The sequence below is a fragment of the Pandoraea cepalis genome (genome assembly GCF_902459625.1).
Lineage (GTDB): Bacteria > Pseudomonadota > Gammaproteobacteria > Burkholderiales > Burkholderiaceae > Pandoraea > Pandoraea cepalis.
The window spans coordinates 184,704-210,959 of the sequence record NZ_CABPRY010000003.1 but is presented as its reverse complement, the minus strand read 5'-3'; the positions used below and the strand labels follow the sequence as shown (position 1 = coordinate 210,959).

Sequence of the window (26,256 nt, the reverse complement as noted above, 5' to 3'; positions counted from 1 at the left end):
GCGTATCGACGAACGTTTGACCGGGCCGTATGCCGCCAATTGCCGGATGCGGCCCGTTGCCTTGCAACATGCCTTTCGCAATATGCACGCAGTGAGTAGTTCGCAGTAGCAGACGCCTATCGCAAGGGCGCACAGGACATTCCTCCGCACGATAACAATCACGTACGCCAGACAGGTATTGGAGATCTCGCCCATGAGCGCAAGCGCAGCCCCCAACGCGACGGCCCCGGCCGCCCGCACTTCCCCGCACGCGTGGCGTGTGATCGTATCGGCCTCGATCGGTAACGCCCTCGAGTGGTTCGATCTCGTGGTGTACGGTTTTTTCGCCGTGACCATCGCCAAACTGTTCTTCCCGACCGGCAACGACACGGTATCGCTGCTGCTCACCCTCGGCACGTTCGGTGTGTCGTTCTTCATGCGGCCGTTGGGCGCCATCGTGATCGGCGCCTATGCCGACCGCGCCGGTCGCAAGGCGGCCCTCACCCTGTCGATTCTGATGATGATGGTCGGCACCCTGCTCATCGCGCTCATGCCGACGTACGCCACCGTCGGCGTGCTGGCACCGGTCGGCATCGTCATCGCCCGCATGGTGCAGGGCTTCTCGGCGGGCGGCGAATTCGGCAGCGCCACGGCGTTTCTCGCCGAGCACGCACCGAAACGCCGCGGATTCTTCTCGAGCTGGCAGGTCGCCTCGCAGGGCCTGACCACGTTGCTCGCCGCAGGCTTCGGGGCGCTGCTGACCGGCAATCTGTCACAGGAGGCCATGATGTCGTGGGGCTGGCGCGTGCCGTTCTTCTTCGGCCTGCTGATCGGCCCGGTCGCGTATTACATTCGCCGCCGTCTGGACGAGACGCCCGAGTTCCTCGACATCGAGCCCACGCAAAGCCCGCTGCGCGACACGTTCGCGAGTCAGAAGGAGCGGCTGCTGCTCGCCATCGGCGTGGTCGTGATGGCCACCGTGGCGACCTACCTGGTGCTCTACATGCCGACGTATGCGGTCAAGCAACTGGGACTGCCGTCGTCGGCCGCGTTCTCGGCAGTCCTGCTTACCGGCGTGGTGCAACTGATCGTAGCGCCCATCGTCGGCCACTGGTCGGATACGCATGGCCGGATCAAACCGATGCTCACGGCCGCCGTGGCATTGCTGGTACTGGTCTACCCGATGTTCAGCCTCCTCGATGCGCACCCGACGTTCGGCGCGCTGATGGTGTTCCAGATCGTGCTCGGCCTGCTGATGACGACATACTTCGGCGCCTTGCCCGCCCTGCTCACGGAATTGTTTCCGGTGCAGGTGCGCACCACCGGCCTCTCGCTCGGGTATAACATCGCAGCAACGGTGTTCGGCGGCTTCGCCCCGTTCATCATCACGTGGCTCATCGGCGCCACCGGCAACAAGCTCGCGCCGAGCTTTTATCTGATTTTCGCTGCCCTCATCAGCATTACCGCGCTGCTGCGCACCCGTAAGCTCGGCCTGCGCTGATTTCAGCGAAGACCCAGCGCCCCCCGGGCGCCGAGGCGCACACGCGTTCACCGGTGTGCGTCGCGGCCTGCGGGGATTCCACGACTACGGAGACAATGTCCAAGTGACGCAATCGACCCCTGCCCCGCACGCCGACACCATCGACACGCAACCCGTTCCGACCCGGGACGCCATTGCCGCACTCCACGAAAAGCTGCGCCCCTACGTGCGTACGACGCCGGTTTTCACACGCAGCGACTTTCCGACGCTGGGCGACACGCAGGTGACGTTCAAGTACGAGCTGCTGCAGGCGTCGGGTACGTTCAAGGCGCGCGGCGCGTTCTCGAATCTGCTCTCGCTCGACGACGCGCAGCGCAAGGCGGGCGTGACGTGCGTATCCGCCGGCAATCATGCCGTGGCGGTCGCGTACGCCGCGCGCGCGATGGGCGTCGGGGCCAAGACGGTCATGCTCAAGACGGCCAGCCCGGCACGCTCCTCCCTGTGCCGCCAGTACGGCGCAGATCTGATATTGGCGGAGAACGTGCATGAGGCGTTCGAGGTGGTCAAGCGCGTGGAGCAGGAGGAAGGCCGTTACTTCGTGCATCCTTTCAACGGTTACCGTACCGTGCTGGGCACGGCCACGCTCGGCTACGAGTGGGCGCAGCAAGCCCCTGACCTCGACGCCGTGATCGTGCCCATCGGTGGCGGCGGGCTGATTGCCGGGGTGGCGACAGCGTTCAAGCTGTTCGCCCCGCACGTGAAGGTGTATGGCGTGGAGCCGGCGGGTGCCGATGCGATGGCACAGAGCTTCGCCGCGGGCGGTCCGATCAAGATGGGGCCGATGAGCGGCATTGCCGACAGCCTCATGGCGCCGCACACCGAGCAGTACAGCTACACGCTGTGCCGACGCCATATCGACGAACTGGTCACTGTCACCGACGACGAGATGCGCGCGGGCATGCTCACGCTGTTCCGCCAACTCAAGCTCGCCGTGGAGCCGGCATGTGCCGCAGCCACCGCTGCGCTGATGGGGCCGCTGCGCGAAAAGCTCATGGGCAAACGCGTGGGCGTCCTGCTGTGCGGCACCAATACCGACACGGCAACGTTCAACCGGCACATCGAAGCCGCCCTCGCGGCGCAAGCGAACGACTGAGCGGCCTCGCGCTGCCTTCATACAGCATCGCGCCGCAGCTACGCCACAGCCATGCCGTTTCCCGACGCGACCCGACGGTCGCGTCGTTGCTCGGCCTCCAGCCGCTTCAGGCGTTTTCCAGCACCGTCACCAGGATTGCCCATGTCCGCCACCTCTCCCACGCCACCGGTCTTGCTGCTCGACGCCACGCAAATCGCCGCGCTCATGCCCGTGGCCGACGCGATTCCCGTCATGTCCGAGATGTTCGGCGCGCTGGCGCGTGAGCAGATTCACCTGCCGTTGCGTCAGATCATTCGCCCACCGGAAGCGCTCGGGGCCAAGGGCATGCTCGGGATGATGCCCGCATTCCTGGGCGGCACGGCGTCCGGCCTGCCGGTCTATGGGGCGAAGGTCGGCACCTTCTTTCCCGGCAATAGTGCTCAAGGAAAAGATCCGCATCAAGGTTGCGTCCTGTTGATGAGCGGGCTGACGGGGGAACTCCTCGCGGTCATGAACGCGGCGGAGATCACGGGCATTCGCACGGCCGCCGTGACGGGGCTCGCGACACGTCAGCTCGCCCGACACAACGCCAGCCGTCTCGCGCTGATCGGCGCCGGTCATCAGGCGCACTGGCATCTCGCGGCACTCGCCGCGGCGCGCGAGCTGCAGCACGTGCGCGTGGCGAGCCGCTCGCTCGCCACCGCACAGGCGTTTGTCGACAAGGAGCAGCCGAACTACGGCTTTCGCCTCGAAGCCGCGCAGAGCGTCGAGGCGGCCGTGCGCGACGCCGACATCGTAGTCACGGTGACCAACGCCACGGAACCGGTGCTGCAAGCGGACTGGATCGCGCCGGGCACGCACGTCAACCTGGTGGGCAGCAGCACGCCGCGTCAACGCGAGGCCGACACGGCGCTCATGGCGCGCGCGCAACTGTTCGTCGACCGGCGCGAGTCGACGATCAACGAATCCGGCGACTATCTCGCCGCCGCTGCCGAAGGGCGCATCGGGCCGGCCGATCTGCTCGCGGAACTTGGCGAGCTGGTCATTGGCCAACACCCCGGGCGCTCCGACCCCGAAGCCGTCACGCTGTTCAAGTCGCTTGGCATGGGCGCGCAGGACGTTGCCCTTGCCGCCGCGCTTTACGAGCGCGCGCAAGCCGCGGGCATTGGCACACGCGTCGCGATCTGAACGCCGAACGCGCCCGTCGCGAGGGCGGTCCACGGGGTCGACGGGTCATCCAGCGTGATGTCCGGATCCGTCCGATTCCGGTCCGTGGGCGGCCTGTCGTGCCGTCGGGACACGCCATAAGATGGCGTCATCGTCACCCGACCTCACGGAGTCGCTCATGTCGCAAAGCCAAGCCGCCCAAATCTCCCGCACCGCCCTGCTCGTCATCGACGCCCAGGAATCGTTTCGCCAACGCCCGTATTGGCGTGAAGACGATCTCGCAGCGTATTTCGACCGCCAGCAGGCGCTCATCGACGGCGCGGTGGCACGCGGCGTGCCCGTCGTGCAGGTCTTCCACATTGGGTCGGGCGCCTTCTCGCGCGAATCCGGCTTCGTTCGCACGCTCGAAGAATTGCGCGTTGCCCCGGTATTCACGGTGGACAAGGTCAAGCACAGTGCCCTGGCCGGCTCTACGCTCGGCGCGTGGCTCGTTGAACATGGCATCACACGCCTGATCGTCTCTGGCATCCGTACCGAGCAGTGCTGCGAGACGACCACGCGCGCCGCGTCCGACGCTGGTTACGCTGTGGACTTCGTCACCGAAGCCACCCTCACGTTCCCGATGCAGCACCCACGCACCGGGCGCGAGCTGTCGGTGGCGGAGCTGAAGGAGCGCACGGAAACGGTGCTCGTCGATCGCTTCGCGCGCATCGTGACGGTTGAGGAAGCGCTCGCCGCGGTGTAATGTCGTGATCAAACCGCCTTGCCCCTGCTGTCCGAATCTGACCTGAACGCCTGCCGCCATGTCGCGTCTGCAACCCGTCTACCTGCTGGTCATGCCCGACGCGCTGCTGCTCGACGTGGCGGCCCCCGCCGAAGCCTTGCGCATCGCCAATCACCAGCAGGACGACGTGCGCTTCGTGTTGCAATACGTCGGCACGCAGCCCTCGGTGGCGACCTCGATCGGCCTGTGCGTCGCACCGCTCGCGGTATTGCCCGGCGAGATCCCCGACGACGCCTGGCTGGTCGTCACGGGAACGGTCGAGAAGCCGCTGCCGGTTCAGGCAGCAGACAGCGGCACGGCACCGGATCTTGCGGCGGCGCCCACCGACGATGCCGAAGCCCTTGCCATCGCTTGGCTTCGGCGCGTCGTGCGCCCCACGCATCAACTGGCCTGCATCTGCACCGGCGCCCTGCTCGCCGCGCGCGCGGGACTGCTCGATGCCCGCGCCTGCACCACGCATCACGGCAGTTGCGACGCCCTGCGCACGTTGGCGCCGAGCGCCCGCGTGGCCGACAATCGGCTTTACGTGCATGACGGGAATGTCTGGACGAGTGCGGGCGTGACCACCGGCCTCGATCTGATGCTCACGCTCATCGCCGATGCCACGGGCCCGATGTGCGCGGCGGCCGTTGCGCGGCAGATGGTCGTCTACGCCCGGCGTGCGGGCGCCGACCCGCAGTTGTCCCCATGGCTCGAAGGCCGCAACCATTTGCACCCGGCACTGCATCGTGTGCAAGACGCCATCGCCGCCGATCCCTCGCAAGACTGGACGCTCGCCTCCATGGCAGACATCGCCTGCGCGAGCGAACGGCACGTGACCCGACTCTTTCGCGAGCACGCCGGCGTCGCGCCCATCGATTACCTGCATCGGCTGCGCATCGCGCTGGCGCGCGAGATGCTCGGCAACAGCCAGCTCGATCTGGAGCGCATCGCCGAGCGCACCGGCTTCGGATCGAGCCGGCATCTGCGACGCGTCTGGCACAAGTTCGACGCGCTCCCGCCGAGCCGCGCACGACGCATCGCCCGAGAGCGCTGAGGCCGGGAGAGGCCGGGAGAGGCCGGGAGAGGCCGGGAGAGGCCGGCAGAGGCCAGACGAAGTGTGCGGGGAACGTTTGACGGCCGAGACGGCCCAACGCGGGTGAATCCTCGCGAAACCAGCGCCGACTCGCCGCAACCCGGTAGAATGGGGATCGCACGCAAAACGCGTGACTCTCGACTTCAAGATGGCCCACGACCTCGTCATTCTGGGCGGCACCCCGTCCGCTACGCCCACCCCGTCAACCTCGTCCATCCCGTCCACCCTGCCCGCTACGGCATTCCCGCCTCACCTGCAAGCGGCGGTCGGCGCCTTTGCGCCCGGCGCGAACGTCACGTTCACCCCGGGTGCGGCGCGCATTGCCGACGTCGTCGATACACCCGCCCTGCGCGAGGCGATGGGCACGTTTGCCCAGCAGCACCAGGTCGACGCGGTCCTTGTCGACAGCCACCGACGCCTCACAGACTTCAAGCTCGTGGCCATGGACATGGACTCGACGCTCATCACCATCGAGTGCATCGACGAGATTGCCGACTACTGTGGACTGAAGGCGGAAGTCTCGGCCATCACGGAAGCCGCCATGCGCGGCGAAATCAAGGACTTCAACGAGAGCCTCACGCGGCGCGTGGCGCTGCTCAAGGGACTTGACGCGAGCGCGCTGGAAAAGGTCTTCGACGAACGCCTCCAACTCTCGCCCGGCGCCGAAACCATGCTGCGCGGCGTTCAGGCACTCGGCATCCGCACGCTGCTGGTATCCGGCGGCTTCACGTTCTTCACGGAGCGGCTGAAGGCGCGTTTGAACCTGGATGTCGCCCGCGCCAATACGCTGGAGATCGTCGACGGCAAGCTCACGGGCCGTGTGCTCGGCGAGATCGTCAACGCCGAGGTCAAGGCGCGCACCGTGATCGAAGTGGCGACGCAGCTCGGCGCCAGCGCCGCTCAGGCGATCGTCATGGGCGATGGCTCGAACGACCTGCAGATGATGGCCATCGCCGGGCTGTCGGTGGCGTTTCGCGCAAAACCCGTGGTGCGGGAGAAGGCGTCCGTCGCGTTGAATTACGCGGGTCTGGACGCCCTGCTCTCGCTGTTCCGCAAGGACTGACATCGCCGGCGCGATGCGCCGACGATGCGGCGCCCTTCGTGGGCGCGCGTTCCCTGCCTCAGGCGCCGAGGTGCGCCGTCAGACTGGCTTCGATATCGGCCTGCAAATCGCGCACGTCTTCGAGACCGACATAGAAGCGCACCAGCGCACCCTTATGCGGCCACGGCGTTGCCGAGCGCATGGACGGCACGCGATACGGCACCACCAGGCTGTGCGCGCCGCCCCAACTGAAACCGATCTTGAACAAGCGCAGCGCTTCGATGAATGCGTCGATTTGCGCCGGCGTGTAGCGCTCGTCGAACACCACGGAGAACAGGCCGCCCGCGCCCGTGAAGTCACGACGGAAATTCGCATGGCCGGGGCAATCCTCAAATGCCGGATGCAGCACGGCTGCGATTTCGTGACGCGTGGCCAGCCACGTCGCCAGCGTCATCGCGGCACGATCGTGCGCCTCGAAGCGGAGCTGCATGTTCGGCAGGCTGCGCAACACGAGGCTGCAATCGTCGGCCGACACCCCCACGCCCATGCGCATGCGCGCCTGCTTCAGACGGTGGTGCACGTTATCGTCGACGGTCACGACCGAGCCCATCAGCACGTCGCTACCGCCCGACTGGTACTTGGTGAGGGCCTGCACCGAGATGTCCACCCCGTGATCGAAAGGACGGAACGCCAGGCCGGCGGAATACGTGTTGTCGATGGCCGTGAGCACGCCCCGCTCGCGCGCCACGCGCGCGATGGCCGGCACGTCGGGGACTTCCATCGTCACCGAGCCCGGGGCCTCGAGCCAGATCACTTTCGTGTTGGGCTGAATCAGCGCGCCGATACCGTCACCGATCATGGGATCGTAATAGCGCACGGTGATGCCGAACGATTCGGCGAGCCAGTCGCCGTGCTCTCGGTTCGGACCGTAGGCGTTGTCTGGAATCAGGACATCATCACCGCTCTTGACGAGGCCGAAGTACACGTTCGAGATCGCGGCAAGTCCCGACGGGAACAGCAGGCAGTGCCTGCCGCCTTCGAGCGCCGCCAGTCGCCGCATCAACTCCATCGATGTGGGCGTGGCATGCAGACCATAGCGCCACTGACTGTCGTTCTTCCAGTCGAGCGAGCGCATGGCGGCCAGATCGGGGAAGATCACCGTCGATGCGCGGGCCACCGGCACCGGCATCGCAGTGAAACCAGCCGGCACGTGGGTGTCGGTATGCAGAATATTGGTTTGCCAGTGCCAGCCGTTGGCTTCCGGCGTGTCGAGGGGCTTACGGTTGTCTTGCGTCATTACGGCTCCGGAAAGACTTGGGCCGGCAACGACACCGGCCCCCGGGAGTAACTTACACGCGCTCGAACACGGCGGCAATGCCCTGGCCGCCGCCGATACACATCGTCACCAGTGCATAGCGCCCGCCGATACGCTGCAGCTCGTGCAAAGCCTTGACCGTGATCAGGGCACCGGTCGCGCCGATCGGGTGGCCCAGCGAAATGCCGGAACCGTTCGGATTCACCTTGGCCGGATCGAATCCGAGGTCGCGCGTGACCGCGCACGCCTGCGCTGCGAATGCTTCGTTGGCTTCCACCACATCGATATCGCCGACCTTGAGCCCGGCGCGCTCAAGCGCCTTGCGCGACGCCGGCACCGGACCGATGCCCATATAGTTTGGATCGACCCCGGCGTGGGCGTAGCTGACCAGGCGCGCGAGCGGCTTGGCGCCGCGACGCTCGGCTTCGGCGCGCTCCATCAGAATCAGCGCGGCGGCCGCATCGTTAAGCCCCGAGGCGTTCCCGGCCGTGACGGTGCCGTCCTTCTCGAACACGGGGCGCAGCTTCGCCATGTCGGCCAGCGTCACTTCCGCACGCACATGTTCATCGGTGGTGAACGACACCTCGCCCTTCCTCGACTTGATCGCGATAGGGACGATCTGGTCGTTGAAATAGCCAGCCGCCATGGCGCGCGCGGCGCGTTGATGCGACTCGACCGCGAGGCGATCCTGATCGTCGCGCGTGATACCCCATTTCTTCGCGATGTTCTCTGCCGTCACGCCCATATGAATGTTGGCGAAGGGATCGTGCAACGCGCCGAGCATCATGTCGACCAGACGCGATTCGCCCATGCGCGTGCCCCAGCGGGCACCCGGCATCACGTATGGCGCGCGGCTCATGCTCTCCGCGCCGCCCGCCATCGCCACGTCGGTGTCGCCCAGCAGAATCGACTGCGCGGCAGAAACGACCGCCTGCAGACCGGAGCCGCACAGGCGATTGACGGTCATCGCGGGCGCATGCTGGCTAACGCCCGCCTCGATGGACGCCACGCGAGCCAGATACATGTCCTTGGGTTCGGTATGAATGACGTTGCCGAACACCACGTGGCCGACGTCGTCACCGCCCACCTGGGCGCGCAGCATGGCCTCGCGGGCGACGATGGCGCCGAGCTGCGTCGGTGCGAAATCCTTCAGGCTGCCGCCAAAATCTCCAATCGCGGTGCGCACACCGCTGACGATCACGACTTCTCGTTGCATGTCTCTTCTCCGGGTGAATTTCAGTTGGCAATGAGTATAGCGCCGCGAGGGTTACCGCGATGGCAGACGCAGTGGAGGGAAACTTCGATGAGCGAGCTTGCGGGGACGGCTGCCGTGTCGGGCGCCGCGCATCGCGCGGCGGCGGGACGCGGCGCAAGCGACGGAAGTCGGGGGGGACGCGAAGCGAGGGGAAACCGGAGCATCGACGTGCCCCGGTAGGTCAAGCATTGATGCGGATCAGCCCGCCAGTGTCTGGAGCACCTGCTCGGCACGCGGCACGGGCGCGACAGCGCCGTAACCCGTTGTCGACAACGCTGCGCAGACGTTGGCGTAGCGCGCCGCCGCGAACGGATCGTCGCCCAGCGCCAGACGGGCCACGAAAGCGCCGCCAAAGCAATCGCCGGCCCCGGTGGCGTCAACGGCCTTTACCGGGTATGGCGCGACGATACGGCGCTCATCCGGCGTGGCGACATAGCAGCCTTCGCGACCCAGCTTGAGCGCCACGACCTTCACGCCATACGAGAGCAGTGCGTCAAGGATCGCATCGCGATCGTCCAGCCCAGTGACCGCCGTCACGTCGTCCCAACTCGGCAGGCAGACGTCGGTCAGGCTGAAGGCTTCGCGCATGGTGGCGCGGGCGCGGGCCAACGGCCAGAGCTTGAGGCGCAGATTCGTATCGAACGACACCTTGCCGCCGGCGGCGCGAATCGTCGACATCGCCTCGAAAGCAGCGTCGCAAGCGCTCGCGCTGATCGCCAGGCTGATCCCGGACAGGTGCAGGAACGATGCGCTCGCCAACACTTCGCGCGGCAGATCCTGGGGACAATAACGGCTCGCGGCGGAGCCCGCGCGCAGATAGTCGAAATGGTGCCCGTGCTCGTCGTGCGACACGAAATAGACGCCGGTCGGGGCCTGCGCATCGATGCGAACGGCGTCCGTATCGACGGCTTCCTCACGCCACAAATCGAGCAGCATGCGACCGAAGCGGTCATCGCCGAGCGCGCTCACGAAGCCCGTGCTGACGCCCTGGCGACGCGCGGCGATGGCGAAGTTGGACGTGTCGCCGCCGAAGCCCTGCAAATACTGGCGGGCGTCGTCGGGCGACTGGTTGAACTCGACCATGGCTTCGCCCATGGCCAGCACGTGCGGACCTGACGTATGCGTGAGCGCCATCAGACCACCTCGCCCCACAGATCGTGGCCGTCGGCGCCGGTCACCGTCACGTTCACGAACTCGCCGACCTTCAGGCGCTTGGCCGCCTTGGACGTGGGCTCGATGTACACGAGGCCGTCGATTTCGGGGGCGTCGGCCGCCGAGCGCGCCACACCACCGTCCTGATTGATCTCGTCGACGATGACCTGAATCGTCGTGCCGACCTTGCACTGCTGGCGCTGCGCCGAGATCTCTTCGGCCACTTCCATGAAGCGCGCGCGGCGCTCCTCGCGCACTTCGTCGGGCAAGGCACCCGGCAACTCGTTGGCCTTGGCCCCCTCGACCGGCGAATAGGCGAAACAACCCACGCGGTCCAGTTCGGCCTCGCGCAGGAAGTCCAGCAAATACGCGAACTCGGCCTCGGTCTCCCCCGGGAAGCCCGCGATGAAGGTGCTACGGATCGTCAGATCCGGGCACAGCTTGCGCCACGCCTGAATGCGTTCGAGATTCTTCTCACCCGAGGCCGGGCGCTTCATACGCTTGAGTACGTCCGGATGGGCGTGTTGCAGCGGCACGTCGAGATACGGGAGGATGTGGCCTTCGGCCATCAGCGGAATGATCTCGTCGACGTGCGGGTACGGGTAGACGTAGTGCAATCGCACCCAAGCGCCATACTGCTTGGCCAGTTCGCCCAGCGCCGTGACCAGTTCGGTCATGCGCGTCTTGAGCGGACGCCCCGCCCAAAAACCGGTGCGGTACTTCACGTCGACACCATAGGCGCTGGTGTCCTGCGAGATCACCAGCAGCTCCTTCACGCCGGCCTTGAACAGGTTCTCGGCCTCGAGCATCACTTCGGCCACCGGGCGCGAATCGAGATCGCCGCGCATCGACGGGATGATGCAGAACGTGCAGCGATGGTTGCAGCCTTCGGAGATCTTCAGATACGCGTAATGACGCGGCGTGAGCTTGATGCCGGCGGGCGGCACAAGATCGGCGAAGGGATCGTGCGGCTTTGGCAGATGCGTATGCACCGCGCTCATCACTTCGCCCAGGGCGTGGGGGCCGGTGACGGCCAGCACCTTCGGGTGCACGGCCGTTACGATGTCCTGACCGGCGGCGTCCTTTTTGGCGCCCAGGCAACCGGTGACGATCACCTTGCCGTTTTCGGCCAGCGCCTCGCCGATGGCGTCGAGGCTTTCCTGAACGGCGTCGTCGATGAAGCCGCAAGTATTGACCACCACGAGATCGGCACCGTCATAGGTACCGGCGATGTCGTAACCTTCGGCACGCAGTTGCGTCAGGATTTGCTCGGAGTCGACCAGCGCCTTGGGGCATCCGAGCGAAACGAAGCCGACCTTGGGGGTGCCGGCGGGCGATGGGCGGGACATGGGGCGAAATCCTGATCTAGAAAATACGGGGAACGATCGGCCGGCGAAGCAGCGACCTCAGCCACTCCTGGCGCATCCCCCGCAATGCCGAAACACCGTGCGAGACGCAGATCCTGCCTGCCGCCGAAACCGCCGCAAGAAGTACCTCGCGGCGAACAACCGCGTATTTTACCCTGTTCGCCCGTGGGGCGTTCCAACTATGTTGCCGATCGTTACGTTGCGCGCCCCGTGCCACATCGCAACGTCGGCCAACCGTCAGGGCTTCTTGTTCGGGTCGCCCGGCGCGCCCGGCGTTCCCGGGAACGGGAACGTATTGAACATCGACTTCGCCTGGGTCTGCATCTGCTCTTGCATCTGCACGAACAGGTTCTTCGACTGCTCGATGTAGTTGGTCATCATGCCCTGCATCATCGGCGCCTGCATGTTCATGAATTGCGCCCAGACGTCCGGGTTGAACGACGCGCCTTCGTAGATGCCCTTCGACTGATCGGCCAGCTTGTTCTGAATTTCGATGAACGTCTGGATATTCTTCTCGAGATACGTGCCCATCATGCCCTGCAGCGCATGCCCATAGAAACGAATGATCTGCGAGAGCATGGCGCTCGAGAACATCGGCACGCCGCCGGTTTCTTCTTCCAGAATGATCTGCAGCAGAATGCTGCGCGTCAGATCCTCACCCGACTTGGCGTCGACGACCTTGAACTCCTCGGTCTCGAGTACCAATTGCTTCACATCGGCAAGGGTGATGTACGTGCTGGTCTGGGTATCGTACAGACGCCGGTTCGGATACTTTTTGATCAGGCGTTCGTCAGTCTTCTTGCTCGCGGCCATGCGGTGGGTTTCCTGCTTTTATGAAGGACTTCCCCGACCGGCGGTCGGGGTTAGTCACATATTATCGATTCTAGGACGTTTGCTGCTATGCGGCAAAGCCCTAACCCGCAACGGGGCGCGCAGCGCGGGTGTCGCCCGTCGCGCCCCCTACGCCCCGATCCCGCTTAGCCCATGTGCAGGCCGCCGTTGAGCGAGAAATCCGCCCCCGTCGAGAAGCCGGAGTCTTCCGATGCCAGCCATGCCACGATGGACCCGATCTCACCCGGTTCGCCCAGACGCTTGACCGGAATCGTGGCCACGATCTTGTCCAGCACGTCCTGACGAATCGAGCGCACCATGTCCGTCCCGATATACCCCGGGGACACCGTGTTGACCGTCACGCCCTTGGTCGCCACTTCCTGTGCCAGCGACATCGTGAAGCCGTGGATACCGGCCTTGGCCGTCGAGTAGTTGGTCTGACCGAACTGCCCCTTTTGCCCGTTGACCGACGAAATGTTGATGATGCGGCCCCAACCACGCTCGCACATGCCCTCGATGACCTGCTTGGTCACGTTGAACAGGCTCGTGAGGTTGGTGTCGATGACGGCATCCCAGTCCTCGCGGGTCATCTTGCGGAAGACGACATCGCGCGTGATGCCCGCATTGTTCACCAGCACGTCGACCTCGCCGACCTCGGCCTTGACCTTGTTGAACGCGGCCGTCGTGGATTCCCAGTCGCCAACATTACCTTCGGACGCGATAAAGTCGAACCCCATCGCCTTCTGATCTTCCAGCCACTTCACGCGGCGCGGCGAATTCGGCCCGCAACCCGCCACCACCTTGAAGCCATCCTTGTGCAGCCGCTGGCAAATGGACGTACCAATACCGCCCATCCCACCTGTCACATATGCAATGCGTTGAGTCATGGAAAGCTTCCCCCAAAATAGCGGCATCTCTGCCGCCTGTTGCGACTGCCAATTGACTGACGCACAAGCCGCGCGTTCCCGCGCGCGCCTTTCGTCTCCTGCCGACTTCAGCGTGCGCCCGTGCGCACTGCACGCACGGGCGATACCGATTCGATTTTTTTCGAACGCTCGCCGAGACGCGTCAGACGCGCTCGACCGCCAACGCGACGCCCATGCCACCGCCGATGCACAGCGATGCCAGGCCGCGACGCGCATCGCGACGCGCCATCTCGTGCAGCAACGTCACGAGAATACGGCAGCCCGACGCCCCGATCGGGTGTCCGATGGCGATCGCACCACCGTTCACGTTGATCTTGGAAGTGTCCCAACCCATCTGCTGGTTCACGGCCAGCGCCTGCGCCGCGAAGGCTTCGTTGATTTCCATCAGGTCCAGATCGCTGGCCTTCCACCCCGCACGTGCGAGGCAACGCTGCGATGCCGGAACCGGGCCGATGCCCATCACCTTCGGATCCACGCCCGCGTTCGCGTACGCGACAATGCGCGCGAGCGGCGTAAGACCCAGTTGCTCGGCGCGCTTGGCCGACATCACGACGACAGCGGCCGCGCCGTCGTTGATCCCCGACGCGTTCGCCGCGGTCACCGTGCCGTCTTTCGCGAACGCGGGCTTCAGACTCGCGAGCGACTCGGCCGTCACGCCGTGGCGAACGAATTCGTCGGTGTTGAACACCAGCGGATCGCCCTTGCGCTGGGGAATCAGGACCGGCACGATCTCGGCATCGAAACGGCCCGCCTTTTGCGCGGCCTCGGCCTTGTTCTGCGAAGCGGCGGCGAATGCGTCCTGCATTTCGCGGGTGATGCCGTATTCCTTCGCGACATTCTCCGCTGTGATGCCCATGTGGAACTGGTTGTACACGTCCCACAGGCCGTCGACGATCATCGTGTCGATCAGCTTGGCGTCGCCCATGCGGAAGCCGTCACGCGAACCCGGCAGCACATGCGGCGCGGCGCTCATGTTCTCCTGCCCGCCCGCGACGACGATGTCGGCGTCGCCCGCGGTGATCGCGTTCGCGGCGAGCATCACGGCCTTCAGGCCCGAGCCGCACACCTTGTTGATGGTCATGGCCGGCACCATCGCAGGCAGTCCCGCCTTGATGGAAGCCTGTCGCGCCACGTTTTGACCCGAGCCAGCCGTGAGTACCTGCCCCATGATGACTTCGCTCACGTCGTCGCCCTTGAGCTTGGCGCGCTTGAGCACCTCGTCGATCACGATGGCGCCCAGATCCGGCGCCGCCACCTTGGCGAGCGAGCCGCTAAATTTACCGACTGCGGTACGCGCAGCCGACACAATCACGATATCCATCATGTCTCTTTCCTCGTTTCCAAATGAGTCGAACCCGCGGGGGATGCCCGTGGGTGCCGCCCGTTCAGGCCTTGGCCTTCACGTAGCGACCGGGCGCCGGTTCGATAGGGGCATAAACAACATTACCATACGCTTTTGGCGCCTTGACGCGTTTTCCTGCGTAGCCTGCAAGCCACTCGCTCCAGTCGCTCCACCAACTGCCGGGGTGCTCCGTCGCGCCGGCCAGCCAGTCGTTGGCATCCGTACCCACGTCGTCGTTGCGCCAGTAGCTGCGCTTTTTCTTGGCCGGCGGATTGACCACGCCCGCGATGTGACCGGAAGCGCCCAGCACGAAGCGTCGCTCGCCACCCAACAACGGCAGCGAACGGAACGCCGACGTCCACGGCACGATGTGATCCTCGCGTGAGCCGAACACATACGCGGGGGCGTCGATGCCGCCCAGATCCACGGGCACGCCGCACGTTTGCACCGCACCCGGGCGCTTCAATTCGTTCTGCAAATAGAGATGGCGCAGATACCAACAGAACATCGGCCCCGGCAGATTGGTGCCGTCACCGTTCCAGTAAAGCAGGTCGAACGGCTGGGGTGCATTGCCCTTCAGATAGCTGTCGACCACATAATTCCAGACCAGATCGTTCGGGCGCAGGAACGAGAACGTATTCGCCAGCTCCACCCCGCGCATGAGGCCCGGCGCATGCCCGGCGCCGCCGCCGATCGTCTGCTCTCGGAACTGCACATGCGGCTCGTCGATGAAGACGTCGAGCACGCCAGTATCGGAAAAGTCCAGCAGCGTCGTCAGCAAGGTCACGCTGGCGACCGGTGACTTGGCACCCTTCTGGCCCTTCGCGGCCAGCACGGCGAGCGCGGCAGAGAGCAACGTACCGCCCACGCAGAAGCCGAGCGCGTTGATCTGCGGCTGCCCGCTGATCTCACGCACGACGTCGATCGCGGCAATTGGCCCCTCTCCCACATAGTCGTCCCAGGTCTTGTGAGCGAGCGACGCGTCGGGGTTGCGCCACGACACGACAAAGACCGTATTGCCCTGCTCGACCGCGTAGCGGATCAACGAGTTCTCCGGCTGCAGATCGAGGATGTAGTACTTGTTGATGCACGGCGGTACGACGAGTAGCGGCCGCTGATACACGGTCGGCGTGAGCGGCTTGTACTGGATGAGCTGGATCAGGTCGTTCTCGAAGACCACGGCGCCTTCGGTCGTCGCCACGTTGCGACCGACTTCGAACGCGGCCTCATCGGTTTGCGACACCTTGCCCTTGCCCATGTCGGCCAGCAGGTGCTGCATGCCGGTGAGCAGGCTGTCGCCTTTCGTTTGCACGAGGCGCTGCTGCGCGTCCGGATTGGTCGCGATGAAGTTCGCCGGCGAACTGGCCGCCACCCATTGCTCTACCGCAAACCGAATCCGCTCGCGCGTTTTGGCGTCGGCGTCGACCAGATCGGCCATGCGCAGCAGGAAGCGCCCATTGAGCAAATACAGCGCGGCGGGCATCGCGTAGAACGGATTACGCCAACCGTCGCCCGCGAAGCGCCGGTCGCCCAAGGCAGGCGCCGTGTCCAGTCCGGGCTGCGTAAAGCTGGCGACAAGTTCGGAAAATTCGCGCGCATATTCCGTCTGAAGCGCATTCAGACGCGCCGGATCGACGTGCGGTGACGTCGGCGGCGGCAGGCTGCCGGCCTTGCCGATGAGATCGAAAAGCCCGGCGAACGGGTTTGCGGCGGACGGTGCCCCAGGGGCACCGGAGAATGACGAGCCGGCAGCCCCCGGCAGCGCCCCGAACAGTTGTTGGGCAGCCGTGAACCACTGCGACATGTCCTGAGCGGAGAGCGAAGCGGAGGGAAACTGCTTGGCGAACGAGGCGGCCAACGAGGCCGGATCGAAGTTGGCACTGGCGCGATTCATGATAGCCTGAGTGTCACGTTCGTTGCGTTCACGGGCCAGCGCCCGAAACGCGGCGGCACGCAGCGCTTGCTTAGCGATACGCCCCACCTGCGAAGCATTCTTGCGTGCGCGCGCAAGTGTGTCAATGCTTGCAGCGTCCGTCTTGCTTGCATATTTCCGTCGCCCCACCTATTTTTGCCTGCGCGTTTGCCCCAATGCTGATCGTCATTCTTGGCTGGCTTTATGTCATTGCGATGGTCGCCATCACCGCGCCGTCCGTCGCACTGGGTGTCGTCATCTTTGTCTGCGGTGGCCTCGCCCCGACGATGCTCTTACTGTATATCGCAGGCGCCCGCCTTCGGCGTGCCCGCCCGCCGCGACCCGATGACGCCGTCGCGCAAGTCCCTTCAGTCCCTTCATCGTCGGATCGCGACGCCTCACCGCGCTCGCCGCCCACGCCTTTGCCGTGACAGAACCCCGGACGGATTCGCTTGCGCGGTAATCGGCGTCAGGCCGCGCGCCACACGAGTGCCGCCATGCGACCCGTCGTCCGGTCGCGCCGGTAGGAATAGAATCGCGCCGGATCACCGACCGTACACCATTGCCCGCCCGAGACCTGCGTCACGCCCTCGCGGGCCAGTCGCAACCGTGCAAGCGCACACAAATCCGCCAACGACTTCCCCGCATCGGGATCGCCGTACGGGACGAACGCAGATTGCGTCGCTTCACGCTCGTCCGGCGTTGCGGCCGCAAGAAACGCTTCACTCACCTCCCGACCGACTTCGAACGCTTGGGGCCCAATGCAAGGGCCGAGCCACGCCAAGACCGGTGCGTCGGCGTCGCCCTTCGGCAAGCGCGCTCGCAATGCCCGCACTGTCTGCTCGATCACCCCAGCGCAAAGTCCGCGCCAGCCGGCATGCGCGGCGGCCACCGCGCGCCCTTGCGCGTCGCACAGCAGCACCGGCAGGCAATCCGCCACCATGATGGTGCTCGCAAGGCCAATCTCGCTCGTCGCGCTGGCATCGGCCTGCAACGGGTCGCCGGCATCGGCCGCCTCGAGCGCCGCGCGTGCATCGACCACGCGCGGGCCGTGGATCTGCGCCACCCATGCCGACGGTACGCCTGTGCGCGCCGCGAGCAACGCACGATTGATCCGCACGGCGGCCGGCTCGTCGTCCGCCTTGGTCCCCAAGTTGAACGTGGCTTGCGGTCCTTGACTCACGCCGCCCGCGCGCGTCGTGAAGACGGCACGCACGTTGGCCGGGGCGGGCCAGTCGGGGACGATCCAGTCCGCGGGCATCAGGTTTGACTCAGGCAGGGAAGAAGTCATCGAGCGAATCGGGGAGCGTTGAAAAATCGAATTCGAGCCCAAGCGCGGCCACGAGCACACGCAGGTCATCCGGCAAAGGTGCCTGCCAGTGCACGAGACGGCCATCCTCGGGATGGATCAACCCCAGTCGCCAGGCATGCAGCGCCTGACGCGCAAAATCGCCCGGCAACACCGGTCGTTTGTGACGGGGTTTGTAGAGGGGATCACCCAACAGCGCATGGCCGAGGTGCGAGAGATGAACGCGGATCTGGTGTGTGCGCCCGGTATCGAGCGAACAAAGCACGAGCGACACCGGGGAACCTTCCCATTCTGCGCTGGCGACCGTCACGACGCGCGTGCGCGCCGGCTTGCCGCCCTGCCCCGGCACGACCGCCATGCGAGTGCGCTCACGCGGGTCGCGACCGATGGGAGCGTCCACCACCGTGCGCTGCGGCGGGCGTCCCCACACCAGCGCGGCGTAATGGCGTTTAACGGTGCGGGCCTGCAACTGGCGCACCAGATCGGTTTGCGCCACCAGTGTGCGCGCCACGACCATCAGGCCCGACGTCTCCTTGTCGAGCCGGTGGACGATACCGGCGCGTGGCAGATCGGCGGCCGCCTGGCCATAGCGATACAACAGGCCGTTGAGCAAGGTCCCGGACCAGTTACCCGCCGCCGGATGCACGACCAGACCCGCCGGCTTGTTGAAGACGGCCAGTGTTGCGTCCTCGTAGACGGCGTCGAGCGGCACCGGCTCGGGGGCAAACGCGAGTTGATCGGGCAGTGGTGCCGGCGTGATGACGACGGCCTCGCCGCCCGCCACTTTCTGGCGCACCTTGGCGGCCTCGCCGTCGAGCGTGACGCGGCCGTCTTCGACCCACGCCTGCAACCGGCTACGGGAGTATTCGGGAAAACATTGCGCGAGCGCCTTGTCGAGTCGCTCCCCGGCCAGCGACTCGGGCAGGGTGGCGCTAAGCGGCGCGCTGAGGCCAGCCCCGCCCGGCAAGGCGGAACCGGACAACGGAGCACCGGGATGGGGGCCGTCGGCTGCCGTTGGGAAAGCCTCAGGAAGCGAATCGAGGTCGTCGTCAGACGAATCCTCCGCATTTTCCGTGGCAAATGAGGCGGTTACGCTATAATCCGGCAGAATTGAATGGGTCATCGAGAAGTGAAGCTAACGAGCATGCAAGCCCTGAAACTTGTCAAACACCTGACGCTGGCCGCAATCGTGGTCGGCAGCCTTGCCGCCTGCGGCATTCTGCCGGAGAAGGTCGACGAAACGGCCGGCTGGTCGACGAACAAATTATACTCGGAAGCCAAGGACAGCTTCGATAGCGGCGACTACACGAAGGCCGCCAAGTACTACGAGTTGCTCGAAGGGCGCGATCCGTTCGGTCCGCACGCGCAGCAAGCGCAGATCAACACGGCCTACTCCTATTACAAGGACAACGAGCCGGCGCAGGCCCTCACCGCCATCGACCGCTTTATCCGCCTGCATCCGGACAGCCCGTCGATCGATTACGCCTATTACCTCAAGGGTCTGATCAACTTCAATGACGACCTGGGCCTGTTCGGCCGCTTCTCGGGACAGGATCTCAGCGAGCGCGATCCGAAGGCACTGCGCGCGGCTTACGACAGCTTCAAATATCTGGTCGAGCATTATCCGAGCAGCAAGTATGCCAACGACGCCGCGCTGCGCATGCGCTACGCCGTCAACGCGATGGCGGCCCATGAAGTCCATGCCGCCGAGTACTACTATCGTCGCGGCGCGTACCTCGCTGCCGTGAATCGGGCACAAAGCGCGCTGAAGGACTACGATCAGGCACCGGCGCTGGAAGACGCACTGGGCATCATGATCAAGTCGTACGATAAACTCGGCATGACCGAACTGCGTGACGACGCGCGTCGCGTGATGGAAAAGACCTATCCGAAGAGCGGTTATCTGACGGTCGGCCATCGCACCGACACCAGCGGCGACAAGAAGTCCTGGTGGCAGCTCTGGCGGTAAACGTCGCTTCGGTCTGCCCCATCGAAAAGCCCTCGCTCGCGCGAGGGCTTTTTGTTTTGGTGCGTGATGCGCCGGGTCGATTCCGGCGAATGCCGCGGCAATGCGTCGGCGAGTCAGTCGCCCGCGTCGGCGGCGATCTCATCGAAGAAGCCGCGCACGATGGGTAGCTCGCGCGTGCGCTTGAACGGCGGCAGGCTCTGCCAGATCCGGCGGCCGTAGGGCTTGTCGACCAGACGCGGATCGCAAATCATCAACACACCACGATCGAGTTCAGAACGAATCAATCGCCCCGCTCCCTGTTTGAGCGTGATGACCGCCTGCGGCAACTGATGCACGGCGAACGGGCTGAGTCCCTTCTTCGTGAGCGCGTCGAGCCGCGCGGCCAGCACTGGGTCATCCGGCGGCGCGAACGGCAATTTGTCGATGATGACAAGCGAGAGCGCCTCGCCGCGCACGTCGACCCCTTCCCAGAAACTCTGACTGCCGATGAGCACGGCATTGCCGAGCGCGCGAAACCGATCGAGCAGTTCGGTGCGGCTCGCCTCGCCCTGCACGAGCAGCGGATACGGCCAGCCACGGCGGTCGAACTCCTCACGCAGACGCTCCGCGGCGCGGTTGACAGCGCGCAACGTCGTACACAGGACAAACGCCCGGCCACCGCTCACTTCGAGCACCGGCAAGGCGGCGTCGAGCACGGCGTCGGTGAAGCCCGGCGCCGACGGCTGTGGCAATCCGCGTGGCACGTACAGCAGACTCTGATTCGGATAATCGAAGGGGCTAGCGAGCGTGAGCGACTTGCCCGCATCGAGCCCCAACTGCGCCGCATAGTGCATAAAATTGCCCTTCACCGACAACGTAGCTGACGTGAAGATCCAGGCCCTCGGCGCGCCGGCGCGCTGCTTTGAGAAGATCGGCGCAATCGAGAGTGGCGTCTGATGCAACTGGACCGCCTGTGAAAACACCTCGATCCAGCGGACCGTCTCCGGCGGCGTGTAGTTTTTTTCCGCCGCCCCCTCGTCCATCGAAGTGCCCGATGCCTTCGCGTCGGCCGCCAGCCGTGCAGCTTCGGCTTCGCGCGCCTTGGCCGCCTTTTCACGTTTGCCGTCGGTGACACGCGGTGCATCCGGATCCAGCAGCGGCAGCGGCGACTCGCCCGGCACGGGCGGCGTTGCCCCGGTCTGCCAACGTTCCAACTGCTGATGCAACTCCAGCGCGCGACGCAAGCAAGTGCCCAAGGCTTCGGCTCGCTCGGACTGGTGCTGGAGCGTCTCGATCATGTCCTGCAACGCAACGTCCACGCTATCGAGCGCGCCGAACAACGCGTGATCGTCGGCCAATTGTGCGACCGACATCCGCGTGTTGTCCTGCCCGAAGGTCAAACGCACATCGCGCGCGGCCCGCTCCAGGTTCGCACCGAGTTTGACCCAGTCTGCCGCATCGCGGGCATGAATCAGCCCCTCGGCCACGCAGTCGCGCGCCAGTTCGAGCATCTGCCCGGTCGAAACCGTCTCACCGAAGAACAGCGTGGCGGTCTCGGGCAACTGATGCGCTTCGTCGAAGATGACCGTGTTCGCGCTGGGCAGCAGCTCGGCCATTCCCGTGTCGCGCAGCATCACGTCTGCAAAAAAGAGGTGATGATTGACGACCACGAGATCCGCCTGCTGCGCTTCCTTGCGTGCCTGCATCACGAAGCAATCCTTGTAGCGCGGGCATTCCTGACCAAGACAGTTGTCGCGGGTGGACGTGACTTGCGCCCAGATGGGCGCATTCTCCGGCACCGAGGCCAGTTCCGCCTTGTCGCCACTGTGCGTGATTTGCGCGAACGTCGTGATCTCGCGCAACTGCGCCGCTTCATGACGTGACGCGAAGCGTCCTTCCTGCTGGGCGCGTTCCAGATAGTAGTGGCAGAGGTAGTTCGCGCGCCCTTTGAGCATGGCCACCGTCACGGGCACCGCGAGCGCCTTGCGCACCGTGGGGATGTCACGCGCGAAAATCTGATCCTGCAAGTGCTTGGTGCCGGTCGAGATGATCGTCTTGCCGCCCCACAGCATGGCGGGCACGAGATACGCGTAGGTCTTGCCGGTACCGGTACCGGCCTCGGCGATCAGCGTGTCGTGCGTGTCCATCGCGGCGGCCACGGCGCGTGCCATTTCGGTCTGCGGCTCGCGAGAGCGATAGCCGTCGATCGTGCGCGCAAGCATCCCGCCGTCGCCGAAGATCTCTTGCAACTCGCGCTCGCGCTTGGCGGCAAGCGGCTTGAGTCCATAGAAAGTGGGCGACTCGGCGGGGCTCGGGGAGGTATCGGGGAAATCGCTGGAGGCGGCGGAATCGGTCAAAACGGCAAGAGAACTCAAAGGTGCCGCGAATCACACCTACGAGATTCGCGACACCGGCAATGAAAAAAGCAATCGCGTCGACTCTCCGACGCGTGTCGCAAACGTTGCGTGGGACACCCGCTCAGGCAGGCTGGTCCGGCATTTGCTGCACTTGCAGCAGGGTGATCGTGTCCTTGATTTTCAGACGGCGCTTCTTGAGCCGCGTAACCCGGAGTTCGTCGTAGGACGGTTCCGTCAGCAGCTTGTCGATCAGGAAGTCGAGATCGCGGTGTTCGATCTGCAACTCGATGATGCGGCGCCCGACGGAGTGAAGATCATGCTGCATCGTGGTCACGCTCCTGCGACTCTCGAAAGATGCCGGGGCCGGCCTTTACACCCCTTCCCCGACGGCGTACCGGCCAACGACGCGCCAGGAGGGATCGCCACGCAACGCGGCAGCACGGATCGGGACATCGCTCACTGTCCCGGCAACGGCTTCTGCGCCGGCGCGTTGCCCGATTCCGATTCCTTGCGGCGCGCATCCGACTTCTTCTGGCGCTCGATAGCGTCCTTCTGCTTCTGGTCGAACTTGCGCACATTGTCTTCGCGCTCTGCCGCCTTGCGAGCCGCTGTCGCCTTCGCGTCGTCGAGCTTCTGCTGCTGTCCGGCCTGCTTGGCATTGTACTGCTCGGCGTTGGCCGCCCGCTGCGGCGCCTGGCCCGTACGCTCGGTCACACGCTGCTGATACTCAGCCTGCTTGGTCTGGTAATTGGATACGTTCTGCGCACGCTCCGCCGCGCGCTGCGGCGCTTCGGCCGCCGTTTGCGCCCGCTTCTCCGCCAGACGATCGTCGCGCTCCTGCGCCCGCGCCTTGCGCTCCTGGTCTTCCAGCACCAGTCGTTGGCTGCGAACGGCCTTGAGCGCCGCGCGTTGATCGTCACGCGCGTTGTCGATGCAGTAATTCACGAAGAACTTCGACGCACACTCGTACTTCGCCTGTTCGAAGCGATAGTCGATCCAGGCGCGCTGCCGATCGAGCACCGCACGGCGGCCGGCGAAGTCGTCGTCAGCGGGGTGCAGATCGAGCGCGTCGTCGTACGCGACCGGCTTGTCATCGTCGGCGATGGCGGCACTCGCCGCACTGGCCGGCGACGGTGTGCGATCGGCCGTGGCATCGAACGGCACCTTCGGCACGCGAAGCTGTTCGGTCGTGCGTCCCGCGGCCTCGGTCGCCGAGAGCCCCTGCGCGAACGACGTGCCGGGCACGACGGCGGCCGCCGTCACGATGCCGAACGCGCCCACCGCGGCATGACGACACAAAGACTGGCGCGAAAACAATTTTGCGAAGGAAATCATGAGGTTGAGCAGAGTGATGCCAAATTTTAACATTGCCTGCCCGGACGCGCCCGCGGTTTATGGCAAAATGCCCCGCTCCTGGCACTTGGGTAACTCGCAACACTCATGACGCAAAACGTAGCCCTTCAGATCGTTCAACGCATCGCCGACGAACTCAACGTGCAGCCGCGTCAGGTGGCCGCCGCCGTGCAACTGCTCGACGAAGGCGCCACCGTGCCCTTCATCGCTCGCTACCGCAAGGAAGTCACCGATAACCTCGATGACACGCAGTTGCGTACGCTCGAAGAACGCCTGCTTTATCTTCGCGAGCTGGAAGAGCGCCGCGCGGCGATCCTCGCGAACATCGACGAGCAAGGCAAGCTGACCGACGAGCTGCGCACCGCCATCGAGGCGGCCGACACGAAGCAGACGCTCGAAGACCTCTATCTCCCGTACAAGCAAAAGCGGCGCACGCGCGCGCAAATCGCCCGCGAAGCCGGTCTCGAGCCGCTCGCGCAGGCCTTGCTTGCCGACCCGACACTCGACCCGCAGGCCGAAGCGGCCAAGTTCGTCGATGCCGAAAAAGGCGTGGCGGACGTCAAGGCTGCGCTCGACGGCGCCCGCGACATCCTGTCGGAACAATTCGGCGAAACGGCCGAGTTGCTCGGCAAGCTGCGCGACTATCTGTGGCATCAGGGCGTCGTGTCGTCGAAAGTCGTCGAGGGCAAGGAAAGCGAGGAAGGCGAGAAATTCCGCGACTATTACGACTACGCCGAGCCGATCGCCGCCGTGCCGTCACATCGCGCACTGGCCCTCTTCCGCGGCCGTAACCTCGGCATTCTGATGGTCAAGCTGGGCCTTGGCGAGGAACTCGACACGCAAATCCCGCATCCGTGCGAAGGCGTGATCGCCGGGCACTTCGGCATTCGCCAGCAGAACCGCGCCGCCGACAAGTGGCTAGGGGATGTCTGCCGTTGGTGCTGGCGCGTGAAGGTGCAGCCGCACCTCGAATCGGAACTGCTCACGCAAATTCGCGAGAGCGCCGAGAGCGAAGCCATTCGCGTGTTCGCACGCAACCTCAAGGCGCTGCTGCTCGCCGCGCCGGCCGGTCAGAAGGGCGTGATCGGTCTGGACCCGGGCCTGCGAACCGGCGTGAAGGTGGCCGTGGTCGATCGCACCGGCAAGGTGCTGGGCACCGACACCATCTATCCGCACGAACCGCGCCGCGACTGGGACGGCTCGCTCTCGCGACTCGCCAAGATCGCCGCTGCCACCGGCGCAGAACTCCTGAGTATCGGCAACGGTACGGCCTCGCGCGAGACGGACAAGCTCGCGCTGGAGTTGATCAAGCGCCATCCCGAGCTCAAGCTGCAGAAAATCGTGGTCTCGGAAGCCGGGGCCTCGGTGTACTCGGCATCGGAATTCGCCGCGAAGGAATTCCCCGAACTCGACGTGTCGCTGCGCGGTGCGGTGTCGATCGCCCGCCGTTTGCAGGATCCGCTGGCCGAACTCGTCAAGATCGAGCCGAAGGCCATCGGCGTGGGCCAGTATCAGCATGACGTGAACCAGCGCGAGCTGGCGCGCATGCTCGACGCCGTGGTCGAAGACTGTGTGAACGCCGTGGGCGTGGACGTCAATACCGCTTCGGCACCGCTGCTCGCACGCGTATCGGGCCTGAACGGCACGCTTGCAAAGAACATCGTGGACTTTCGCGACAGCAACGGCCCGTTCCCGAATCGCGAAGCGCTCAAGAAAGTGCCGCGCCTGGGCGACAAGACCTTCGAGCAGGCCGCCGGCTTCCTGCGCGTGACCGGCGGCGACAATCCGCTGGATCGGTCGTCGGTCCACCCGGAAGCGTATCCGGTCGTCGAACGCATTCTGGCGAAGATCAAGAAGACCATTGGCGACGTGATGGGCAACGGCTCGATCGTGCGCAGTGTCTCGGCGACCGAATTCGTCGACGAGCGTTTCGGTCTGCCAACCGTCAAGGACATCCTGACCGAACTCGAGAAGCCGGGCCGCGATCCGCGACCGGAGTTCAAGACGGCGACGTTCCAGGAAGGGGTCGAAAAGCTCACCGACCTCAAGCCGGGCATGCAGCTCGAAGGCGTGGTGACGAACGTGGCGGCCTTCGGTGCGTTCATCGACATTGGCGTGCATCAGGACGGCCTGGTGCACGTCTCGGCCATGTCGACGAAGTTCATCAAGGATCCGCACGAGGTCGTGAAGGCCGGCGACATCGTGAAGGTAAAAGTGCTCGAAGTCGATCCGCGCCGCCAGCGTATCTCGCTCACGATGCGCCTGAACGACGACCTGCCGGTGGCGGGGGCGACCGATCGTCCGGGCAGTAGCAGCGGCGCGCGCAGCGGCAACGGTGGCAATGGCGGCGGCCAACGTGGTGGCGGCGGTCAACGTCAGCGTGAACCGGAGACGGTGAACGCCATGGCAGCCGCGTTCGCCAAGCTCAAGCGCTAAGTCGAGCCCCAGCGCTCACGAGTCCGACGCGCGGCGCGCAAGCGTTACCTCGCGCCGCGTCCCGTCTCGTTGCGACCGGCCCGCCCTCTCCGGA

At 65.2% G+C, this 26,256-nt stretch carries 21 protein-coding genes; 8 read left to right on the top strand and 13 right to left on the bottom strand.

Annotated elements, in window-relative coordinates; all coding sequences use genetic code 11:
- Nucleotides 1-193: 193 nt before the first annotated feature.
- The 6 genes from PCE31107_RS09085 to serB all read left to right on the top strand — a co-directional run bounded on the left by PCE31107_RS09085 (nucleotide 194) and on the right by serB (nucleotide 6,680).
- Entirely contained in the window at nucleotides 194-1,480 is a 1,287-nt protein-coding gene (locus PCE31107_RS09085; RefSeq protein WP_150607870.1) for an MFS transporter, read from the top strand.
- 103 nt (nucleotides 1,481-1,583) lie between these two features.
- On the top strand, nucleotides 1,584-2,612 hold the full coding sequence (locus PCE31107_RS09080) for a threonine/serine dehydratase family protein (RefSeq protein WP_150607868.1): 1,029 nt from the start codon (nucleotides 1,584-1,586) through the stop codon (nucleotides 2,610-2,612).
- 141 nt (nucleotides 2,613-2,753) lie between these two features.
- Entirely contained in the window at nucleotides 2,754-3,779 is a 1,026-nt protein-coding gene (locus PCE31107_RS09075) for an ornithine cyclodeaminase family protein (protein ID WP_174966596.1), read from the top strand.
- Nucleotides 3,780-3,936: 157 nt separating this feature from the next.
- Nucleotides 3,937-4,503, top strand: a complete 567-nt coding sequence (locus tag PCE31107_RS09070; RefSeq protein WP_150607864.1) for a cysteine hydrolase family protein — start codon at nucleotides 3,937-3,939, stop codon at nucleotides 4,501-4,503.
- 58 nt (nucleotides 4,504-4,561) lie between these two features.
- The gene (locus tag PCE31107_RS09065) at nucleotides 4,562-5,578 is read left to right on the top strand and encodes a GlxA family transcriptional regulator (RefSeq protein ID WP_150607862.1); all 1,017 of its coding nucleotides are present in this window, start codon (nucleotides 4,562-4,564) and stop codon (nucleotides 5,576-5,578) included.
- Between the two features lie 187 nt (nucleotides 5,579-5,765).
- Nucleotides 5,766-6,680, top strand: coding sequence for a phosphoserine phosphatase SerB (gene serB / locus PCE31107_RS09060; protein WP_246181797.1), 915 nt, complete (start codon nucleotides 5,766-5,768; stop codon nucleotides 6,678-6,680).
- A 58-nt stretch (nucleotides 6,681-6,738) separates the two neighbouring features.
- On the opposite strand, the gene PCE31107_RS09055 is transcribed toward serB, so the two are convergent.
- The 10 genes from PCE31107_RS09055 to PCE31107_RS09010 form a co-directional block, all read right to left on the bottom strand.
- Nucleotides 6,739-7,956 (bottom strand): cystathionine beta-lyase, encoded by a 1,218-nt coding sequence (locus tag PCE31107_RS09055; RefSeq protein ID WP_150607861.1) that lies wholly within the window; start codon nucleotides 7,954-7,956, stop codon nucleotides 6,739-6,741.
- Between the two features lie 52 nt (nucleotides 7,957-8,008).
- Complete coding sequence (gene bktB / locus PCE31107_RS09050) at nucleotides 8,009-9,190, bottom strand: beta-ketothiolase BktB (protein WP_150607859.1); 1,182 nt, start codon at nucleotides 9,188-9,190, stop codon at nucleotides 8,009-8,011.
- Between the two features lie 237 nt (nucleotides 9,191-9,427).
- The gene (locus PCE31107_RS09045) at nucleotides 9,428-10,363 is read right to left on the bottom strand and encodes a sugar kinase (RefSeq protein WP_150607857.1); all 936 of its coding nucleotides are present in this window, start codon (nucleotides 10,361-10,363) and stop codon (nucleotides 9,428-9,430) included.
- Nucleotides 10,363-11,730, bottom strand: a complete 1,368-nt coding sequence (gene rimO, locus PCE31107_RS09040; RefSeq protein ID WP_150607855.1) for a 30S ribosomal protein S12 methylthiotransferase RimO — start codon at nucleotides 11,728-11,730, stop codon at nucleotides 10,363-10,365. Before rimO ends, PCE31107_RS09045 begins: the two co-directional genes overlap by 1 nt.
- 255 nt (nucleotides 11,731-11,985) lie before the next feature.
- Nucleotides 11,986-12,561 carry a polyhydroxyalkanoate synthesis repressor PhaR gene (gene phaR / locus PCE31107_RS09035; protein WP_150607853.1) on the bottom strand — a complete coding sequence of 192 codons (576 nt, stop codon included), beginning with the start codon at nucleotides 12,559-12,561 and terminating at the stop codon, nucleotides 11,986-11,988.
- Between the two features lie 164 nt (nucleotides 12,562-12,725).
- Nucleotides 12,726-13,466 carry a 3-ketoacyl-ACP reductase gene (locus PCE31107_RS09030; protein WP_026131972.1) on the bottom strand — a complete coding sequence of 247 codons (741 nt, stop codon included), beginning with the start codon at nucleotides 13,464-13,466 and terminating at the stop codon, nucleotides 12,726-12,728.
- 181 nt (nucleotides 13,467-13,647) lie between these two features.
- A complete protein-coding gene (locus tag PCE31107_RS09025) occupies nucleotides 13,648-14,829 on the bottom strand; it encodes an acetyl-CoA C-acetyltransferase (RefSeq protein ID WP_150607851.1) in 1,182 nt (393 codons plus the stop codon).
- A gap of 61 nt (nucleotides 14,830-14,890) precedes the next feature.
- Complete coding sequence (gene phaC, locus PCE31107_RS09020; RefSeq protein WP_246181770.1) at nucleotides 14,891-16,741, bottom strand: class I poly(R)-hydroxyalkanoic acid synthase; 1,851 nt, start codon at nucleotides 16,739-16,741, stop codon at nucleotides 14,891-14,893.
- Nucleotides 16,742-17,228: 487 nt separating this feature from the next.
- A complete protein-coding gene (pgeF, locus tag PCE31107_RS09015; RefSeq protein ID WP_425494718.1) occupies nucleotides 17,229-18,050 on the bottom strand; it encodes a peptidoglycan editing factor PgeF in 822 nt (273 codons plus the stop codon).
- Nucleotides 18,031-19,191 carry an RluA family pseudouridine synthase gene (locus tag PCE31107_RS09010; RefSeq protein ID WP_425494717.1) on the bottom strand — a complete coding sequence of 387 codons (1,161 nt, stop codon included), beginning with the start codon at nucleotides 19,189-19,191 and terminating at the stop codon, nucleotides 18,031-18,033. Before PCE31107_RS09010 ends, pgeF begins: the two co-directional genes overlap by 20 nt.
- A 21-nt stretch (nucleotides 19,192-19,212) precedes the next feature.
- Here PCE31107_RS09010 and PCE31107_RS09005 point away from each other — a divergent pair, with 21 nt between their 5' ends.
- Complete coding sequence (locus tag PCE31107_RS09005; RefSeq protein WP_017234057.1) at nucleotides 19,213-20,037, top strand: outer membrane protein assembly factor BamD; 825 nt, start codon at nucleotides 19,213-19,215, stop codon at nucleotides 20,035-20,037.
- Nucleotides 20,038-20,150: 113 nt separating this feature from the next.
- Here the strand turns inward: PCE31107_RS09005 and PCE31107_RS09000 are convergent, their stop codons facing one another.
- The 3 genes from PCE31107_RS09000 to PCE31107_RS08990 all read right to left on the bottom strand — a co-directional run bounded on the left by PCE31107_RS09000 (nucleotide 20,151) and on the right by PCE31107_RS08990 (nucleotide 23,672).
- Entirely contained in the window at nucleotides 20,151-22,373 is a 2,223-nt protein-coding gene (locus PCE31107_RS09000; protein WP_130026209.1) for an ATP-dependent DNA helicase, read from the bottom strand.
- Nucleotides 22,374-22,494: 121 nt separating this feature from the next.
- Nucleotides 22,495-22,698, bottom strand: coding sequence for a YdcH family protein (locus PCE31107_RS08995; protein WP_130026210.1), 204 nt, complete (start codon nucleotides 22,696-22,698; stop codon nucleotides 22,495-22,497).
- Between the two features lie 131 nt (nucleotides 22,699-22,829).
- Nucleotides 22,830-23,672 carry a hypothetical protein gene (locus PCE31107_RS08990; RefSeq protein WP_130026211.1) on the bottom strand — a complete coding sequence of 281 codons (843 nt, stop codon included), beginning with the start codon at nucleotides 23,670-23,672 and terminating at the stop codon, nucleotides 22,830-22,832.
- Nucleotides 23,673-23,813: 141 nt separating this feature from the next.
- Here PCE31107_RS08990 and PCE31107_RS08985 point away from each other — a divergent pair, with 141 nt between their 5' ends.
- Nucleotides 23,814-26,162: a Tex family protein gene (locus PCE31107_RS08985; protein ID WP_150607847.1), complete on the top strand. Its 2,349-nt coding sequence runs from the start codon at nucleotides 23,814-23,816 to the stop codon at nucleotides 26,160-26,162.
- The last annotated feature ends 94 nt before the right edge of the window (nucleotides 26,163-26,256 follow it).

Excerpts from the sequence above, each read along its gene's own strand:
- PCE31107_RS09085 (WP_150607870.1), top strand. The coding sequence starts at position 194 with ATGAGCGCAAGCGCAGCCCCCAACGCGACGGCCCCGGCCGCCCGCACT.
- PCE31107_RS09075 (WP_174966596.1), top strand. The coding sequence starts at position 2,754 with ATGTCCGCCACCTCTCCCACGCCACCGGTCTTGCTGCTCGACGCCACG.
- PCE31107_RS09070 (WP_150607864.1), top strand. The coding sequence starts at position 3,937 with ATGTCGCAAAGCCAAGCCGCCCAAATCTCCCGCACCGCCCTGCTCGTC.
- PCE31107_RS09065 (WP_150607862.1), top strand. The coding sequence starts at position 4,562 with ATGTCGCGTCTGCAACCCGTCTACCTGCTGGTCATGCCCGACGCGCTG.
- serB (WP_246181797.1), top strand. The coding sequence starts at position 5,766 with ATGGCCCACGACCTCGTCATTCTGGGCGGCACCCCGTCCGCTACGCCC.
- PCE31107_RS09055 (WP_150607861.1), bottom strand. The coding sequence starts at position 7,956 with ATGACGCAAGACAACCGTAAGCCCCTCGACACGCCGGAAGCCAACGGC.
- bktB (WP_150607859.1), bottom strand. The coding sequence starts at position 9,190 with ATGCAACGAGAAGTCGTGATCGTCAGCGGTGTGCGCACCGCGATTGGA.
- PCE31107_RS09045 (WP_150607857.1), bottom strand. The coding sequence starts at position 10,363 with ATGGCGCTCACGCATACGTCAGGTCCGCACGTGCTGGCCATGGGCGAA.
- rimO (WP_150607855.1), bottom strand. The coding sequence starts at position 11,730 with ATGTCCCGCCCATCGCCCGCCGGCACCCCCAAGGTCGGCTTCGTTTCG.
- phaR (WP_150607853.1), bottom strand. The coding sequence starts at position 12,561 with ATGGCCGCGAGCAAGAAGACTGACGAACGCCTGATCAAAAAGTATCCG.
- PCE31107_RS09030 (WP_026131972.1), bottom strand. The coding sequence starts at position 13,466 with ATGACTCAACGCATTGCATATGTGACAGGTGGGATGGGCGGTATTGGT.
- PCE31107_RS09025 (WP_150607851.1), bottom strand. The coding sequence starts at position 14,829 with ATGATGGATATCGTGATTGTGTCGGCTGCGCGTACCGCAGTCGGTAAA.
- phaC (WP_246181770.1), bottom strand. The coding sequence starts at position 16,741 with ATGAATCGCGCCAGTGCCAACTTCGATCCGGCCTCGTTGGCCGCCTCG.
- pgeF (WP_425494718.1), bottom strand. The coding sequence starts at position 18,050 with ATGACTTCTTCCCTGCCTGAGTCAAACCTGATGCCCGCGGACTGGATC.
- PCE31107_RS09010 (WP_425494717.1), bottom strand. The coding sequence starts at position 19,191 with ATGACCCATTCAATTCTGCCGGATTATAGCGTAACCGCCTCATTTGCC.
- PCE31107_RS09005 (WP_017234057.1), top strand. The coding sequence starts at position 19,213 with ATGCAAGCCCTGAAACTTGTCAAACACCTGACGCTGGCCGCAATCGTG.
- PCE31107_RS08995 (WP_130026210.1), bottom strand. The coding sequence starts at position 22,698 with ATGCAGCATGATCTTCACTCCGTCGGGCGCCGCATCATCGAGTTGCAG.
- PCE31107_RS08985 (WP_150607847.1), top strand. The coding sequence starts at position 23,814 with ATGACGCAAAACGTAGCCCTTCAGATCGTTCAACGCATCGCCGACGAA.